Raw genomic sequence first — 16,200 nt, 5'->3', positions numbered from 1 at the left:
AGCAGGGACGGCCGTGATCAGGATCTTGATCGCCGAGGACCAGGGCATGATGCGCGACGCCCTGGCGCTCCTGCTCGACCTGGAGGACGACCTGGAGATCGTCGCCCAGGTGGCCGCCGGGGACGAGATCGTGGCCGCCGCCACGGCGCGCCGCCCCGACGTGGCGCTGCTCGACATCGAGCTGCCCGGCCGCAGCGGGCTGGACGTGCTGCCCGAGCTGCGCGCGGCGCTGCCGGAGTGCGCGGTGCTGATCCTGACCACGTTCGCCAGGCCCGGCTACCTGCGCCGGGCCATGGAGGCCGGGGCGGCCGGGTTCCTGGTCAAGGACGGGCCGGTGGAGGAGCTGGCGGCGGCCGTCCGCCGGGCCGTCACCGGCGAGCGGATCATCGACCCGGCGCTGGCCGCCGCCGCGCTGCACGCGGGGCCGAGCCCGCTGACCGGCCGGGAGCGTGAGGTGCTGACCGCCGCGCTGGACGGCTCCACGATCGCCGACGTCGCCGCCCGGCTGCACCTGTCGGAGAGCACCGTGCGCAACCACCTGTCGTCGGCCATCGGCAAGACCCACACCCGCAACCGGATCGAGGCGGCTCGGATCGCCCGGCACAATGGTTGGCTGTGACCTCCTTCGACGCGATCCTGTGCGACCTCGACGGCGTGCTCCGGCAGTTCGACCACGCGGTCCAGGCGGACCTTGAGGCCCGCTACGGCCTGCCGCTCAGAAAGACGGCCTTCGACCCGGCCCTGATCCTGCCGGCCACCCTCGGCCACATCACCGAGGAGCAGTGGGTGGCGTCCGTCGCGGCGGCCCTGGGCGGCGACGAGCGCGCCAGGGCCGCCGCCGCGGAGTTCGCCGCGGTGCCGTTCCGGGTGGACGAGGAGGTCCGGGCGCTGCTGGCCCGGGCGCAGGAGCGGGTGCCGGTGGTGCTGGTCACCAACGCCATGGACACCCTCGAAGGCCACCTCGACCAGCTCGGGCTCACCTACTTCGCCGACGCCGTGGTCAGCAGCGCGCGGGTGGGCGTGGCCAAGCCCGACAGGCGGATCTACGAGATCGCCGCCGAGCTGGCCGGGGCCGCGCCCGAGCGCTGCCTGTTCGTCGACGACCGCCTGGAGAACGTCGAGGCCGCCATCGCCCTCGGCATGACCGGCGTACACTTCCGCGCCCCCGCCGACCTGGCGGCGGCCCTGGCCTGACCGAGTGCGCCAGGCTTGGCCGAGTGCGGCGGGCTTGGCCGAGTGCGGCGGCGCTCGGTCAGCTGAGCGCCATGTCGAAGAAGCGCCGCTCCAGCTCCACGGCCTGCCCGAACACCTCCAGCACCCGCCGCCTGCCGTCCTCGTCCAGCGCCGTGCCCAGCCGGTCCAGCTCCCCGCGCAGGAAGCCGACCCATTCCCGGAACTCCGGGCCCTCATGCAGTTCGATCCACTCCCGGTGCACGAAGCTCTCCGGCAGCGGCTCGACCGCCCTGGACGCCCAGCCCAGATAGGTCCACTCGGCCACGCACAGCACCGCGACGATCAGCGGGTAGTCCAGACCGGCGCGCGCCTCGTCCATGAGCCGCCGGAACGCCACGGTCACCGGCTCCGGCGGCGCCTGAGTCCGGCCGCCGAGCGCCGCCAGCGCCCGATGGAAGTACGTCTTCTCCTCCGTGGTCGCCACCTGCCCGAGGAACCTCCCGTACGGGACCCGTGCCTCGAAGCTGTCGGCGCTCGCCACGGCGGCGCCGAGCAGGGCCGTGAAGGAGTCGACGAACTGGAAGTCCTGCTCCAGGTAGCGCCGCATGTCGTCGTCGGTGGCCTCGCCCGTGGTGATCGCCCGTGCGAACGGGTGCGTCACCACCGACGTCCAGTCCGGCTCGCACCGCTCTCGCAGCCAATCGCTGAATCTCTGCTCGCTCACGGCCACGACTGTAGGGCCCCGGTTCCGGCACGGCTCGCGCGACCGTGCCGGAACCCCCGGCCCCCTTCCTAGTAACCGCCGTAAGGCGACTGGCTGGACTTGGTGGGTCTGTGGGTGGGGTTGTGCGTGGGCGACGTGGTCGACGGCGACGAGCCCCTCGAACCGGCCGGCCGGATCACGCCCAGCAGCCCGTGCTTGCCGCCGTCGACGCCGGCGGAGAACCACAGGGAGTTCGCGCCGCCGTTGGCGGCGGTGCCGGGCTCCAGGTCCCACAGGCCGGGCAGCGCGATCTTGCGGCCGTTGTTGTCGCGCAGCGCGCCGAGGTGGCGGTTGTTGCGGTAGGCCTGGATGGTGCCGTCACCGAAGTTGCCGACCAGGAGCGAGTCCGCGTACTGACCGAGACCTTCCGGGGCCTTGACGATCGCCCACGGCGCGTTGAGCCCGAGGCGGGAGATGCGGCCGGTCAGGCGGCCCTCCAGGTTGTAGCGGCTGACGAAGCCCTTGCCGCTGCCGGCCACGGACTTGCCGGTCTCGGCGTCGCGCAGGGCGTAGGCGACGTAGACGCTGTCGTTGATGACCTCCACGTTGAACGGCGAGTAGGTGCGGGGGACGGTCCGGTCCCGGAACGCCGAACGCGACAGGCGTACCCGCTTGAAGTCCTCGTCGAAGGCGTCGATACGGCCGCCGGCGAAGTCGGCGGCGAGAAGGAAGTCGCCGTCGTCGGTCTCCGCGAGCGCCAGGCCCTTGTAGTCGGCGCCGCGGGTGAAGGCGCCGATGATCGCGTTCTTCGGGTCGACCTCGGCGTTCCAGCCGGTGATCGCGCCGCTGGGGCTGGCGAACAGGAACGTGGCGGGCTTGCCCTTGACGGTGAAGCCCTCGCCGGGGTTGACCACCTGGCCGGTCGGGGCGCCACCGGGGATCCAGACCTCTGTCTGCTGCTTCCTGCCTTCGCCGGAGTAGACCGTGGCACTGCCGGTGCCCGCGTTGGAGACCCACAGGGTCTTGCCCATGGCCAGACCCCATGGATTGACCAGTTTCGGATCGGTGACCGCGGCCTTTCCGCTGACGTCCGACACGAGGTTGACGACGTCGAATTTCGTCCTGGTATTCGTAGTGGCCTGTGCGGGGGCAGTGAGAGGGGCTCCCATGACAACCGCGACAGCGCAGAGTGTGATGATGCGTGACCGCATCTGTACCTCCTTGTTAGCGCTTGTGACGCAAGGTACGTAAGAGTCGGGGCCGAGGTTCATCCAGTCTGCGAAAGGCGTTTTTCCGCCCCTGTCAGGGGAGGGGAAGAATATGGAAGTTCTGGGCATCGACATCGGCGGATCTGGGGTCAAGGGTGCGCCGGTGGATATCGAAGCGGGCGAATTCACCCAGGAGCGATTGCGCATTCCCACGCCACGGCCCGCCGAGCCCGGTCCGGTCGCGGAGGTGGTGGCCGAGATCGTCGCGCACTTCGGCTGGACGGGACCCGTCGGCGTGACGTTCCCCGGTGTGGTGATGGACGGCGTGGTGCGGACCGCCGTCAACCTGCACCCGTCCTGGGTGGGGGTGAACGCCGCCGAACTGTTCGGCGGGGCGAGCGTGCTCAACGACGCCGACGCGGCGGGCCTGGCGGAGATGACGTTCGGCAAGGGGCGCGGCGAGCGCGGGACGGTGCTCATGCTGACGTTCGGCACCGGCATCGGCAGCGCGCTGTTCGTCGACGGCACACTGGTGCCCAACACCGAGCTGGGGCACCTGGAGCTGCACGGCAAGGACGCCGAGCAGCGCGCCTCCGACCGGGCCAGGGAGGAGCACGACCTCGGCTGGCACGAGTGGGCCAAGCGGGTGCGGGAGTATCTCAAGCACGTCGAGATGCTGTTCTCCCCGTCGCTGATCATCATCGGCGGCGGGGTCAGCAAGAAGGCCGACAAATTCCTGCCGCACCTTCACCTGGACACGCCGGTGATCCCCGCCGAGCTGGAGAACCAGGCGGGCATCGTCGGTGCCGCCCGCGCCGCCGCCCGCTCCTCCGGTCAGCCGGACAGCGACTCCGCCATGTCGGAGAGCTGAGCCAGGAGCACTTCGGTCTCGCGTGCGTCCAGGTGGGCCGTCAAGCGCCGCTCGACGGCCAGCATGCCCGCCCTGGCCGCCTTCAGCCTGGCCGCGCCCTCCTCGGTTAGCCGCAGCGGCAGGGCCCTGCCGTGCGGGGCGGTGGCGGGCCGGGTCACCAGGCCCGCGCCGTGCAGGTTGCGCAGCACCACGTTCATCGACTGCCTGGTGACGAACGCGTCCCGGGCCAGGTCGGCGTTCGACAGGCCGGGGCGCAGGTCGAGCAGCTCCAGGCAGATGTACTGGGGGGTCGTCAGGTCGTGCTCGCGCAGGGCGGCGTCCATGGCCGCGCGCAGCACGGCCTGGACCCGCTTGAGCTGGTAGCCGACGAGCCGGCCGAAGTCCTCTTGCTCCATGTCAGTAGTTTGACATAGGCTCTGCTTGTCAAAGTCCTGACATATAGAGGAGTTCGCCATGAGCGTCACCGGAATCGACTTCGTCGCCCTGCAGGTGCGTGACTTGGAAGCCGCGGCCGCCTTCTACGAGAAGCGCCTGGGCCTGAAGCGCGCCCCTGGGCCGGCGCACGCGGTGGTGTTCGACGCCGCGCCGATCGCGTTCGCCGTCCGAGAGCCCCTGCCCGGCGTGGAACTGCCCGAGCGTCCCGGGACCGGCGTCGTGCTCTGGTTCAAGTCCGATGACGCCCAGCGCCTGCACGACGAGCTGGCCGGCGCCGGTGTGCCGATCGTGGCCGCGCCGGTGGACGGGCCGTTCGGCCGCACCTTCTCCTTCGCCGACCCCGAGGGCTACGTGGTCACCGTGCACAGTCAGTGAACACAGCGGTACGGCCATGCCAAAAGGTGATCAAAAAAGCGCTGTGCGGAGACAACCAGAAGGCATGGCCCGGTGTCTCATTAGGTGACCGTGGTCGCCCAGGACGCAACTCTGGGGAGAGTGGGCCCGTCGTGAGCGATCACGGTCAGATATTGGGATGCGACCTGCGGTGGCGCTGAGGCACGATGGGTCGTTGGCTCCCGGCACGCGGGGCTCAAATATCCTGAAAGCAGTATGGGAACTCCTGCGTTGTCCTCTCCGCTCTCCGACCTCCATTCCCGCCTGCCCGACCTGATGCCGCGCGACCAGCGGCGACTGCGGCGCAGGCTCGACGGCGTGCGCCGGGTGCGCTCCCGCGAGGCACGGGAGAAGATCACCGCGGAGATCCTCGCCGACGTCGAACGGGCCGAGCGGCGGCTGGCCGGCCGCCGGGCCGGCATGCCCACGGTGACCTATCCGGAGAACCTGCCCGTCTCCCAGCGGCGCGACGACATCCTCGCGGCGATCCGTGACCACCAGGTCGTGATCATCGCCGGTGAGACCGGGTCCGGCAAGACCACCCAGATCCCCAAGATCTGCCTGGAGCTCGGCCGTGGCGTCCGCGGCCTGATCGGCCACACCCAGCCGCGCCGCATCGCCGCCCGCACCGTCGCCGAGCGCATCGCCGAGGAGCTCGGCACCGAGCTCGGCCAGGCCGTCGGCTACAAGGTCCGCTTCAACGACCAGGCGAGCGACCGCACGCTGGTCAAGCTGATGACCGACGGCATCCTGCTGGCCGAGCTGCAGACCGACCGGCTGCTGGAGCAGTACGACACGCTGATCATCGACGAGGCGCACGAGCGCAGCCTCAACATCGACTTCATCCTCGGCTATCTGAAGCAGCTCCTGCCCAAGCGCCCCGACCTCAAGGTCGTCATCACCAGCGCGACCATCGACCCCGAGCGGTTCTCCCGCCACTTCGACGACGCCCCGATCATCGAGGTCTCCGGCCGCACCTACCCCGTCGAGGTCCGCTACCGCCCGCTCAACGACGAGGACGACCAGACCCAGGGCATCGTGGACGCCTGCCGCGAGCTCATCAGCGAAGGGCCGGGCGACATCCTGGTCTTCCTCAGCGGCGAACGGGAGATCCGCGACGCCGCCGACACGCTGGCCAAGGCCGAGTTCCGCAACACCGAGATCCTGCCGCTCTACGCCCGGTTGAGCGCCGCCGAGCAGCACCGCGTCTTCCAGCGGCACACCGGCCGCCGCGTCGTGCTGGCCACCAACGTGGCCGAGACCTCGCTGACCGTTCCCGGCATCAAATACGTCGTCGACCCCGGCTACGCCCGCATCTCCCGCTACAGCCACCGCACCAAGGTGCAGCGCCTGCCCATCGAGGCCGTCTCCCAGGCCAGCGCCAACCAGCGCAAGGGCCGCTCGGGCCGCACCTCCGACGGCATCTGCGTCCGCCTGTACGAAGAGGACGACTTCCTCGCCAGGCCGGAGTTCACCGATCCGGAGATCCTGCGCACCAACCTGGCCTCCGTCATCCTGCAGATGACCTCGATCGGGCTGGGCGACATCGAGGGATTCCCGTTCGTCGAGCCGCCGGACCGCCGCCAGGTGAAGGACGGCGTCAGCCTGCTGCACGAGCTGGGCGCCTTCGACGCCCAGGGCGCCATCACCGCCACCGGCCGCAAGCTGGCCAACCTGCCGGTCGACCCGCGCCTGGGCCGCATGGTGCTGGAGGCGGAGAAGAACGGCTGCCTGCGTGAGGTCATGGTGATCGCCTCCGCGCTGTCCATCCAGGACCCGCGCGAGCGCCCCGCGGACAAGCAGCAGCAGGCCGACGAGAAACACCGCCGCTTCGCCGACCCCGAGTCCGACTTCCTGTCCTACGTCAACCTGTGGAACTACCTGGGCGACAAGCAGAAGGAGCTGTCCTCCAGCGCGTTCCGCCGCCTGTGCCGGGCCGAGTTCCTCAACTACCTGCGGGTGCGCGAGTGGCAGGACATCTACAGCCAGCTCCGCCAGGCGCTCGGCGCCCACCCGGGCACCCAGACGGCCGACCCCCGGCAGGTGCACGCCGCGCTGCTGGTCGGGCTCCTGTCGCACATCGGCGTCAAGGACGTCATGGACAAGCAGCGGCCGGCCGAGGGCCGCAGGCCCATCCAGGAGTACATCGGCGCCCGCAACGCCCGCTTCGCCATCTTCCCCGGCTCGACGCTGGCCAGGAAGCAGCCCCAGTGGGTGATGTCGGCCGAGCTCGTGGAGACCTCACGGCTGTGGGCGCGGGTCAACGCCAAGATCGAGCCCGACTGGGTGGAGCCGCTCGCCCAGCACCTGGTCAAACGCAACTACTCCGAGCCGCACTGGGAGAAGAACCAGGGCGCGGTGATCGCGCTGGAGAAGGTCACGCTGTACGGCGTGCCGCTCGTGGTCGGGCGCAAGGTCAACTACGGGCGGATCGATCCGGAGCTGTCCCGTGAGCTGTTCATCCGGCACGCCCTGGTCGAGGGCGACTGGGACAGCCACCACACCTTCCTCAAGGCCAACCGCAGGCTCCTCGACGAGGTCGAAGAGCTGGAGAACCGGGCCCGCCGCCGCGACATCATGGTCGACGACGAGGCCCTGTTCGACTTCTACGACGAGCGGCTGCCCGCCGACGTGGTGTCGGCCCGGCACTTCGACTCCTGGTGGAAGAAGGCCCGGGCCGAGCAGCCCGAGCTGCTCACGTACTCGCCCGAGATGCTCGTCAACGAGGGCGCGGACGTCAGCGTCCGCGACTACCCCGACAACTGGCGGCAGCTCGGCCAGCGGATGAAGCTCACCTACCAGTTCGAGCCGGGCGCGGACGCAGACGGCGTGACCGTGCACGTGCCGCTGCAGGTGCTCAACCAGGTCAACTCCGACGGCTTCGACTGGCAGATCCCGGGCCTGCGCGAGGAGCTCATCACCGCGCTGATCCGGTCCCTGCCCAAGCAGCTGCGGCGCAACTTCGTGCCCGCCCCCAACTTCGCCAAGCAGGTGCTCGCCGCCGTCAAACAGGGCGCCGAGCCGCTGCTGGAGGCCGTCGAGCGGGAGCTGCTGCGGCTGACCGGGGTGCGCGTGCCGCACGACGCCTGGCAGCTCGACCAGGTCCCCGACCACCTGCGGATCACCTACCGGGTGATCGACGAGCGCAAGCGGACCGTCGCCGAGGACAAGGACCTCGACGCGCTCAAACGCCGCCTGGCCCCCCGCCTGCGCAAGACGCTCTCGGCGGCGGCCGACGACCTGGAGCGGACCGGCCTGCGCACCTGGAGCTTCGGCACCCTGCCCCAGGTGTTCGAGCAGGGCCGGATGAAGGGCTACCCGGCGCTGGTCGACGCCGGCGAGTCCGTCTCCATCAAGATCTTCGAGACGGAGGCGGAGCAGCGCCGCGCCCACTGGCCGGGCACCCGCCGCCTGCTGCTGCTCAATGTCACCAACCCGGCCAGGTCCCTGCTGGGCGGCCTGTCCAACCAGGCGAAGCTGGCCCTGTCCCGCAGCCCGCACGGTGGCGCGGTCGCGCTCTTCGACGACGTGGTCAACGCGGCCGTGGACAAGCTCATGCGCGACGTCGGCGGCCCCGCCTGGGACCCGGCCGGCTACGACCGCCTCTACCAGCACGTGCGCGCCGACCTGCACGAGACGGCGGCCGAGGTGCTGGCCAGGGTGGAGCAGATCCTCAGCGTCTGGCACGCGATCGGCGCGCGCCTCGACGGCCTGCGCGCCGGCGCCTCCACCGATGATGTACGGGAGCAGCTCGGCAAGCTCGTCTACCCGGGCTTCGTCACCGCCACCGGCCACGGCCGCCTGCCGGACGTGCTGCGCTATCTGCGGGCCATCGAGCGCCGCCTCACCAAGCTGCCCGAGGAGCCCTGGCGCGACGAGGAGTGGATGGACCGGGTCCACAAGGTCGAGGACGACTATCAGGACCTGCTGGACCGGCTGCACCCGGCGCGGCGCGCCGATCCGGACGTGCGGGAGATCCGCTGGATGATCGAGGAGCTGCGGGTCAGCTTCTTCGCCCAGACCCTGGGCACGTCGACCCCGGTGTCGGAGAAGCGCATCGGCAAGGCGATGGAACGGCTCATGCCATGACGGTCCGCGCTCAGGCCACGGTGTGGATGCCCCTGACCTCCTGTGCTCGGCCGACGGTGTGGACGCCCCGGATCTAAGCCCCGGTCTTGAAGATGGAGGTGTCGAGCTCGATGTCGATCGGCTTGGGCAACTGGATCGGGGCGCCGAGTGCCACCTGGTTGACCGCGCGATAGACGCCGTCGTCGATGTCGCTGTAGACGGTGACCGAGGGGGACTTGGCGATCGGGTCGATCAGCAGATAGATCGGAATGCCGCCGGTCGCATAGAGCAAGGGCTTCTCCGTGCGGTCCCGGCCGGCGCTGCCGTGCGAGACCACTTCGGCGACCATGATCAACGCTGTGGAACGTAGTTCGCGGGTCCCCCAGAGCGGGCAGTCAAGGGGGGCCAGCACGAAGTCGGGCTCGACCGGCTCACGGGGCCCTTCGATGCACACATCGACATTGCCGGCCCATGCCTCCCAGCCCTTCTCATCCATGATCGATGCGAGCGCGCGGTTGAGGCGCATCGCGTGACGACCATGCTCGGGGGTGCCGACAGGGCTCACGATCAGGTTCCCATCGATGACGTCGGCCCGGAAGCCGGGGAGCTCGGGAAGTGCGTCGAACAGCTCACGAGCGGTCTCCGGCATCCGCTTCGTGCTGGTCGGCGCGAACGTGGTGTGCTCGTCATGCCGGGTCACCATGGCAACCATGGAATCTGTCCCTTCGTATTCGAACGGGCACGCTCAGTATTCCACGCCCTGTCGCCGGATGCACTCGCGCGCGGAGGGCCGGGCGGACAGGTTCGCCCAGGGCTGAGCCGGTGTCGGGGCGGGGGTCCGTACAGTTGAGGGGTTGTCCGGATGAAGGGGGATTTGGTGATCAAGGCTGTGGTGTTCGACGTCGGGGAGACGCTCATCGACGAGACGCGGATCTGGACGCGGTGGGCCCGCCGACTGGGGGTGAGCCCGTTCGTGCTGATGGGGGCGCTCGGTGGGATGGCGGCGCTGGATCGGTCGCATCGTGCGGCGTTCGAGCTGGTGCGGCCCGGTCTCGACATCGGCGCGGAGCTGGAGGCGTGGGAGCGGGACGAGCCGGACGATCTGCGCAACCATTTCGACGCCGACGACCTCTACGCCGATGTGCGGGAGGCGCTGGCGGGGCTGCGGGCGGCCGGATATCAGGTGATCGTGGCCGGGAACCAGCCGACGAGGGCCTATGACGCGCTGGTGGCGATGGAGCTGCCGGTCGACTCGGTGCACACCTCCGACGGCTGGGGGGTGGCCAAGCCGGCGCCCGAGTTCTTCGCCAAGGTGGCGGCGGTCGCGGGCAGGGAGCCGGGCGAGATCCTTTACGTGGGGGACCGGCTGGACAACGACGTGCTGCCCGCCTCGGCGGCGGGGATGCGGACGGCGCTGCTGCGCCGGGGGCCGTGGGGGTTCCTGCACGCGGAGCGGCCGAAGGCGGCGCAGGTCGCCGACGTCATCGTCGACGACCTGCACGGCCTGCTCCCGGCGCTGAGGGACACGGTCTGAGACAAGGGCCTGCTCCCGGCGTCGAGGGACACGGTCTGAGACAAGGGCCTGCTCCCGGCGCTGGGGGACATGGCCTGGGACAGCCGACGGGCCGCGCGGGCTATCCCATCTCGTCGTCGCGCTCGATGCGGATGGCCCGCTCCTCCGACGACAGGTCGCCGCCGTCCGCGCCCCAGTCCTGGCCGAGCTCCCGGCCCTCGGAGTCGGGTTCCAGCCCTTCGTCCGGCTGGGTGAGCCGGTGCCCGGGGCGCCGCACCCGCGTCCGTTCAGGCGCCTCCCGCCTCAGCCGCTCGTCCAGGGTGTCCACGTGCTGCGGGTCGTCCTCGCGAATCTCGTGGTTCATGCCCTGGTCGTCGGTCCATTCCGAGACCTCGATGTCCTGCTCGTCGCTGTATCCGAATCGGTCCGGAGGAAGTTCACTCATAGTCGCCCCCTACCCAACCGGCGGGCCGAAACGCTAGGACGTGGACTGGCGTAGTGCCTGTTCCAGCTCTCCCTTGTCCATCTGGGACCTGCCGGGGATGTCGGCTTTCTGTGCCTGCTCGTACAGCTCGGCCTTGGTGGCCTCGCTCAAGGGGCCGCCGTTCAGGGCGCGTAGTTCCTCGTCGCGGCGCTGGGCGAAGGCCTCCCGGACTGCCGGGCGAGCTTCGGCAGGAGCTCGCTCTCCTCCTCCTCGACGTGGTGGTTGACCGAGTCGACGAGTTTCTCCAGCGTCTCGCGGAACTCCTTGGTGCCCGGCCGGGCCGGACGAGGGCGTCGAGCAGCACCTCGGCCTCCTTGTGCTCTTCCAGGCCGTGGTGGGCGTCGATGCTGGGGTAGACCCGGTCCTCCTCCGCGCGGGCGTGGGCGATGAGGAGCGCGTGCAGCTCGGCCACGGTGGCGCTCGGGTCGCCCTTGCCGGACGTGAGGCGGGCGAAGAGCTCTTCGACCTTGCGGTGGTCACGGGTGATCAGAGTGATGACGTCGGTAGCCATGCCGTCCGTCGCTACCCGCGATCGCGTGGATCAGGCGTTCTCCAGCGCCGGGCGCAGGGTGATCGGCCGGCTGACCGGGCGGCGGGCGAGCCTGGCCAGCGTGAGGGCCGCGAGCAGGGTCGCGGCCAGGCACGCGACGCCGCCGGTGTGCAGGGCCGCCCTGGGCCCGAACGCGTCGCTGAGCCAGCCGAGCGCCGCCCCGCCGAGCGCGCCGGAGGCGGCGCCGACCATGCCGACCGCCGCGATGACCCGGCCGCGCATGGCGTCGGGGCTGTCGAGCTGGGCGCGGGCGGAGACCGCGGTGTCGACCAGGATGGCGCCCGCCGCGATCGGCAGCATGGCGCCGGCGAACGTGGCCAGGGACGGCATCAGCCCGCTGAGCGCCTGCAGCAGGCTGATGGCGAAGGCGGCGATCAGCAGCAGCCGGATCGACAGCCGCGGCCGAGAGGCGGTGAGGAACCCGCCGGCCACGGTGCCGATGGCGAACACCGTCGACAGCAGGCCGTAGCCGCCCGCGCCCGCCGCCAGCGGGCCCGCGCTCATCGCGGCCATGGTCACCTGATAGTTGCGGCCCAGGCTGCCGAGGACGAGGGAGAGCGCGAGGACCACCAGCAGCCAGGGCGTGCGCAGCACGTACCGCAGGCCCTCCCTGATCGCGCCGGGCTGCCGCTCGGCGGCGGCCAGCCGGTGGAACTCCGCCGGGCGCATCAGCGCGACTCCGGCGATGACCGCGAAGAAGGTGAGGGCGTTGACCAGGAAGAGGCCGCCCTGGCCGGTGAAGGGCAGCAGCACGCCCGCCAGCGACATGCCCAGGATGCGGCCGCCGGAGTTGATGATCGAGCCGAGCGCCATGGCGTTCGGCAGGTCGGCCGGGGGCACCACCTCGGCGCCGAACCTGCCGAGGGCCGGCCCGCCGAGCGCGGAGACCACCCCGCCGGCCAGGGCCACGGCGTAGATGGGCAGCACCGACTCGGTGCCGGCGAACGCGATGGCGGCCAGCGCGGCCGCGAGCGCGGCGTGCGCGAGCTGGGAGACGATCACCACCGGGCGGCTCGGCAGCCGGTCCGCCAGCGCCCCGCCCCACATGCCGAGCAGCAGCGTAGGCAGCGCCTGCATCACGAGACTGAGCCCGACACTGGCCGCCGAGCCCGTCAGGGTCAGCACGAGCCAGTTGACGCCGAGCACCTGCATCCAGGTGCCGGTGATGGAGACCAGGTCCGCACCTGCCCAGAGTCGGTAGTTGTGATGACGTAGCGCGCGGAACGTTGAGGAGTCGAGTGACAAGACTTGTCCAGTGCTTGAAGGTGCGGACAGGTCCCAGAACACGGTGCTCACCAGGCCAGATTTCCGATTTGCCCGAAAAGTGAACTAAATCACCTTGTGCGAAGGTTTAGCGGCGGGCTTGTAGCTGCCGGCCAGGCGGGCCAGCTTGAGGCTGAGGTGCAGCGCCAGTCGCTCGCCGCCGTCCTTCAGGTCGGTCCCGGCCAGCTCCTCCACCCGCTGCAGCCGGTAGTAGAGCGAGGTGCGGTGCAGGCGCAGCGCGCGGGAGGTGGCGACCGCGCTGCCCGCCAGGTCCAGGTACGTCTCCAGCGTCTCCAGCAGCGGCAGGTGCTGCTCCTGGCCCAGCAGCGGCGCCAGGCCGGGGTGCAGCTCGCGGTCGGGCCACTGGGTGAGCATCCGGTAGACGCCCAGCCGCTCCCACGGCACCGAGCGGCCGAGGTCGGGCACCCGGGCCGCCACCTCGGCGGCGTGCCGCGCCTCCGCGTAGGAGCCGGCCGCCTCGGCCAGCCCCGGCCTGGGCCGCCCGACGCCGACGGCCACCGGCACGGACATGGCCGCGTGCAGGTCGTCCGGCGAGACCGGGGGACCCGCGACGAGCAGCGCCGCGTGGTCGTAGCGGACCAGGTGCAGCGGATGGTGGCCGCTCAGCCGCCGGCGCAGCGCGAGCAGCCCCTGCTCCAGCGCCAGCCGCTGCGCCTCGTCCGGCTCGTCCGCCAGCGGCCTGGCCACCAGCACGGTCACCGCCAGCGCCTGCGGGAAGGCGCCCGCCTCGATGAGCTGACGGGCCGCGTCGCGCTCGCCGAGCAGCAGCCCGGTGACGGCCTCCAGCTCCCGATGGGAGGCGAGCCCGCTGGCCAGGCTCTCGTGCAGCAGCCCCAGGGCGAGCACGGGCGCGGCGGCGGCCGCCTCGTCGACCTGCGTGGCCGACATGGCCGGCTCGGCGTCGATGAACCAGAGGAAGCCGAGCAACCCCTCCTCATGCCGTACGGGAACGCAGACGCGGGGCAGCAGGCCGAGGCGCGGCGCGCCCGGGGTGCGCAGCGGGACGGGGGAGTCGTGCACGCCGGCCGCCCGTAACCACTGCCGCACCTCGGGCGTGCTGGTCCGGCGCAGGATGGAGTCGCGGCGGATGTCGTCCATCGCGCCGTTCTGCTCGCTGTAGGCGACGACGCGCTGCACCCGATCCTCGAGCAGCAGCGGGCGGCCGAGCCGAGCGGCGAGCTCGTCGACCATCCGCTGAAGGTCTGCCACAGATGCCCCCATATGGGTGTTTCAACAAGTGTCGGAACCAGCACTACACGTCTTCCCTACAGTTGTCCGGTGATCTCGGTCAATAAGCTCTATAGCGTCGATCCGTGATAGCCCCGAAGAAGCTCTTGAAAGGGTTACTGGCGGCCCTCGTGATGGTCCCGCTGAGCCTGATGGCGACCCCCGCTTCCGCAGCACCCCCCGCTGACGATCCCGAGCACCCCTGGCGGCACGACCACTGGCCGCAGACCCAGCCTTGGCAGCGCGACGCGCCCGAAGACGACGCCCAGCTCCGGCGCGGTCACCCCACCGGCGGCATCAAGCCGATCGACCCGCAGAACTGGGAGAACCCCGACCACATGACGTGGGCGGACTACAAGAAGATCCCCGGCACCAAGTGGAGCGACCCGAGCGCCAAGGGCTCCAAGCGCACCTTCAAGGGCGCGCTGGTCCTGCTCGACTACCCCAACCAGCCGTTCGTGGTGACCCAGCCGCAGGGCTCGACGATCTTCGCCAACCCGAGCGCCCAGGCCCACGACGTGCCCCGTGACCAGGTGGCGAAGTTCTACCAGGACTTCCTCAACACGCCCAACGAGATCAACAAGGGCCACACCATCCACGAGTACTGGATGGAGGACTCCGGCGGGCGCTACGGCGTCGAGCTGACCGGGTTCGGGCCGTACACGATGCCGGGCAAGGACCACGAGTACGCCATGGAGTTCCAGGGCGGCACCGGCTGCCCGTCGGGCGACTCCTGCGACAAGGACCTGCGCGCCCACGGCAACGCCGCCTGGCTCGCCGACGTCGGCCAGGAGGTCGCCGGGCAGTTCGACTTCGTCTTCTACCTGAGCGCCGGCCAGGACGAGTCGTCCACCTGGCAGGAGTTCGGCATGATGAAGTTCCCCACCAAGGAGGACGTGCCGGACGCGTGGGGCCCCGAGAGCGACGACAGCCTGCCCAACTGGTCCGACACCCGCTACGTCGAGTGGACCTCCTGGCAGGCCGGATCCACCTTCTGGCCCAACGCCCGCTTCGGCGTCGACTCCGTCCAGGCCGAGAGCTCGGGCATGGGGGTGTACGCCCACGAGCTGAGCCACATCATGGGCATCGCCGACAACTACAACAACCCGTACGGCGTGCCCCCGCGACGGGCGTACACCGGCATCTGGGAGATGCTCAGCCGCGGCAGCTTCAACGGCCCCGGCGGCCCGCACTCCCGCTGGCTGATCCCGCCCACCTCCGGCGCGTCCATGGGCGCCCAGCACATGCTGCGCAACAAGATCAAACTGGAGATGGTGGACGAGCAGCACGTCCTGCGCCTGTCGCGCGAGGCGCTCGACGAGTCCGGCCTGGTCACCGCCCGGGTCACCGCCCGCGCCGTGCAGCCGGGCAGGAACGGGCTGACCGGCGTCAACATCGCCTTCGACACCGGCGACAAGAGCCCGGCCTGCGACCCGCGGACCGACCCGCTCTGCGACGGCGGCGGGTACGACAACTACACGGTCGAGGTCGTGGACCGGATGGGCACCGACTCCTTCACCCCCGACTCCGGCGTGCTGCTGGCCAAGACCAAGAACGCCGACCGGGCCCCGTTCGAGTGGGTGATCGACGCCAACCCGCAGGACATCGGCATGACCGACTACGTGATGCCCGACGGGCTCAAGGTGCCGATCACGATCGGCGACTACCGCCAGTTGTCCGACGCGCTCTTCCACGCCGGCACCGACTCCGGCAGCGAGTACGAGTACGTGGACCAGGCCAACCGGCTGCACTTCTACGTCACCGACGTCGAGCGGGACCGCAAGGGCGTGCTGTCCTACACGGTCGCGATCCGCTCCCTGGACGGCGCGGGACCGCAGCGGCGCGGCGTCAGGCTGCTGCCCGCCGCCGGCATCCCGTCCGGCAAGAACATCTCCACCTGTAAGTTCCCGCTGTTCAACACCGGCAGGCCGGCCCCCGCGCGGGGACAGCACCCGGAGGACGTCAGCGCCCACCTGAACACCGACGTCTACCGGCTCAAGGCCGAGGTCTCCGGCAAGGGCTGGACCGCCCAGGTGCCCAACGCCCTGGCCGCCGTCGACTTCGGCGAGCACGCCACGGTGACCGTCAACGCCGTGCGCGACACGGGCGGCGCCCGGCTCGGCCGGGTCAAGCTGACCGCGACCTCGGAGAGCGATCCCGGCAAGACGGTGACGGCCACCTGTCACGTGATCGGCTGACAGGTGAACGATGGGGTACGGTCGGCGCGGACCGTACCCCATCGGCGTGAATCACCTTTGAGGAAGGGTTGGTAACCGCTGTGGTTCGTATCA

At 70.6% G+C, this 16,200-nt stretch carries 14 protein-coding genes and 1 pseudogene; 7 read left to right on the top strand and 8 right to left on the bottom strand.

Going from position 1 to position 16,200, the window contains the following annotated elements:
* Positions 1–13 precede the first annotated feature (13 nt).
* Both IEY87_RS23195 and IEY87_RS23190 read left to right on the top strand, forming a co-directional pair.
* Positions 14–619 carry a response regulator transcription factor gene (locus tag IEY87_RS23195; RefSeq protein ID WP_189140851.1) on the top strand — a complete coding sequence of 202 codons (606 nt, stop codon included), beginning with the start codon at positions 14–16 and terminating at the stop codon, positions 617–619.
* Entirely contained in the window at positions 616–1,194 is a 579-nt protein-coding gene (locus IEY87_RS23190; protein ID WP_225277544.1) for an HAD family hydrolase, read from the top strand. The genes IEY87_RS23195 and IEY87_RS23190 overlap by 4 nt, the downstream gene beginning before the upstream one ends.
* A gap of 58 nt (positions 1,195–1,252) precedes the next feature.
* Here the strand turns inward: IEY87_RS23190 and IEY87_RS23185 are convergent, their stop codons facing one another.
* Together IEY87_RS23185 and IEY87_RS23180 are read right to left on the bottom strand one after the other, a co-directional pair.
* Positions 1,253–1,897 (bottom strand): TenA family protein, encoded by a 645-nt coding sequence (locus IEY87_RS23185; RefSeq protein ID WP_225277545.1) that lies wholly within the window; start codon positions 1,895–1,897, stop codon positions 1,253–1,255.
* Between the two features lie 68 nt (positions 1,898–1,965).
* The gene (locus tag IEY87_RS23180) at positions 1,966–2,973 is read right to left on the bottom strand and encodes a TIGR03118 family protein (protein WP_189140848.1); all 1,008 of its coding nucleotides are present in this window, start codon (positions 2,971–2,973) and stop codon (positions 1,966–1,968) included.
* Between the two features lie 223 nt (positions 2,974–3,196).
* Here IEY87_RS23180 and ppgK point away from each other — a divergent pair, with 223 nt between their 5' ends.
* Positions 3,197–3,955 carry a polyphosphate--glucose phosphotransferase gene (gene ppgK / locus IEY87_RS23175; RefSeq protein ID WP_189140847.1) on the top strand — a complete coding sequence of 253 codons (759 nt, stop codon included), beginning with the start codon at positions 3,197–3,199 and terminating at the stop codon, positions 3,953–3,955.
* On the opposite strand, the gene IEY87_RS23170 is transcribed toward ppgK, so the two are convergent.
* Positions 3,919–4,350: a MarR family winged helix-turn-helix transcriptional regulator gene (locus IEY87_RS23170; protein WP_189140846.1), complete on the bottom strand. Its 432-nt coding sequence runs from the start codon at positions 4,348–4,350 to the stop codon at positions 3,919–3,921. The two genes, ppgK and IEY87_RS23170, sit on opposite strands and share 37 nt — an antisense overlap.
* Positions 4,351–4,408: 58 nt before the next feature.
* Here IEY87_RS23170 and IEY87_RS23165 point away from each other — a divergent pair, with 58 nt between their 5' ends.
* A complete protein-coding gene (locus IEY87_RS23165; protein WP_189140845.1) occupies positions 4,409–4,765 on the top strand; it encodes a VOC family protein in 357 nt (118 codons plus the stop codon).
* A 234-nt stretch (positions 4,766–4,999) separates the two neighbouring features.
* Entirely contained in the window at positions 5,000–8,872 is a 3,873-nt protein-coding gene (hrpA, locus tag IEY87_RS23160; RefSeq protein WP_189140844.1) for an ATP-dependent RNA helicase HrpA, read from the top strand.
* Between the two features lie 73 nt (positions 8,873–8,945).
* Here hrpA and IEY87_RS23155 read toward each other — a convergent pair whose 3' ends face one another.
* Entirely contained in the window at positions 8,946–9,563 is a 618-nt protein-coding gene (locus tag IEY87_RS23155) for a Uma2 family endonuclease (protein WP_225277547.1), read from the bottom strand.
* A gap of 150 nt (positions 9,564–9,713) precedes the next feature.
* Here IEY87_RS23155 and IEY87_RS23150 point away from each other — a divergent pair, with 150 nt between their 5' ends.
* Entirely contained in the window at positions 9,714–10,385 is a 672-nt protein-coding gene (locus IEY87_RS23150; protein ID WP_189140843.1) for an HAD family hydrolase, read from the top strand.
* Between the two features lie 100 nt (positions 10,386–10,485).
* Here IEY87_RS23150 and IEY87_RS23145 read toward each other — a convergent pair whose 3' ends face one another.
* The 4 genes and pseudogenes from IEY87_RS23145 to IEY87_RS23135 form a co-directional block, all read right to left on the bottom strand.
* Complete coding sequence (locus IEY87_RS23145; RefSeq protein WP_189140842.1) at positions 10,486–10,809, bottom strand: DUF5709 domain-containing protein; 324 nt, start codon at positions 10,807–10,809, stop codon at positions 10,486–10,488.
* A 334-nt stretch (positions 10,810–11,143) separates the two neighbouring features.
* Positions 11,144–11,359 (bottom strand): annotated as a pseudogene (locus IEY87_RS47210) (hemerythrin domain-containing protein); the annotation flags it as partial.
* A gap of 30 nt (positions 11,360–11,389) precedes the next feature.
* Positions 11,390–12,643, bottom strand: coding sequence for an MFS transporter (locus tag IEY87_RS23140; protein ID WP_189140841.1), 1,254 nt, complete (start codon positions 12,641–12,643; stop codon positions 11,390–11,392).
* An 84-nt stretch (positions 12,644–12,727) separates the two neighbouring features.
* Entirely contained in the window at positions 12,728–13,891 is a 1,164-nt protein-coding gene (locus IEY87_RS23135) for a PucR family transcriptional regulator (protein WP_189140840.1), read from the bottom strand.
* A 104-nt stretch (positions 13,892–13,995) separates the two neighbouring features.
* On the opposite strand from IEY87_RS23135, the gene IEY87_RS23130 reads away from it, so the two are divergent.
* Entirely contained in the window at positions 13,996–16,107 is a 2,112-nt protein-coding gene (locus tag IEY87_RS23130) for a M6 family metalloprotease domain-containing protein (protein ID WP_225277549.1), read from the top strand.
* Positions 16,108–16,200: the final 93 nt, after the last annotated feature.

The organism is Nonomuraea glycinis (genome assembly GCF_014646515.1).
GTDB classification, from domain to species: Bacteria; Actinomycetota; Actinomycetes; order Streptosporangiales; family Streptosporangiaceae; genus Nonomuraea; species Nonomuraea glycinis.
Note: the sequence above shows the minus strand (reverse complement) of the source record. Positions and strands in the feature narration are given on the sequence as shown.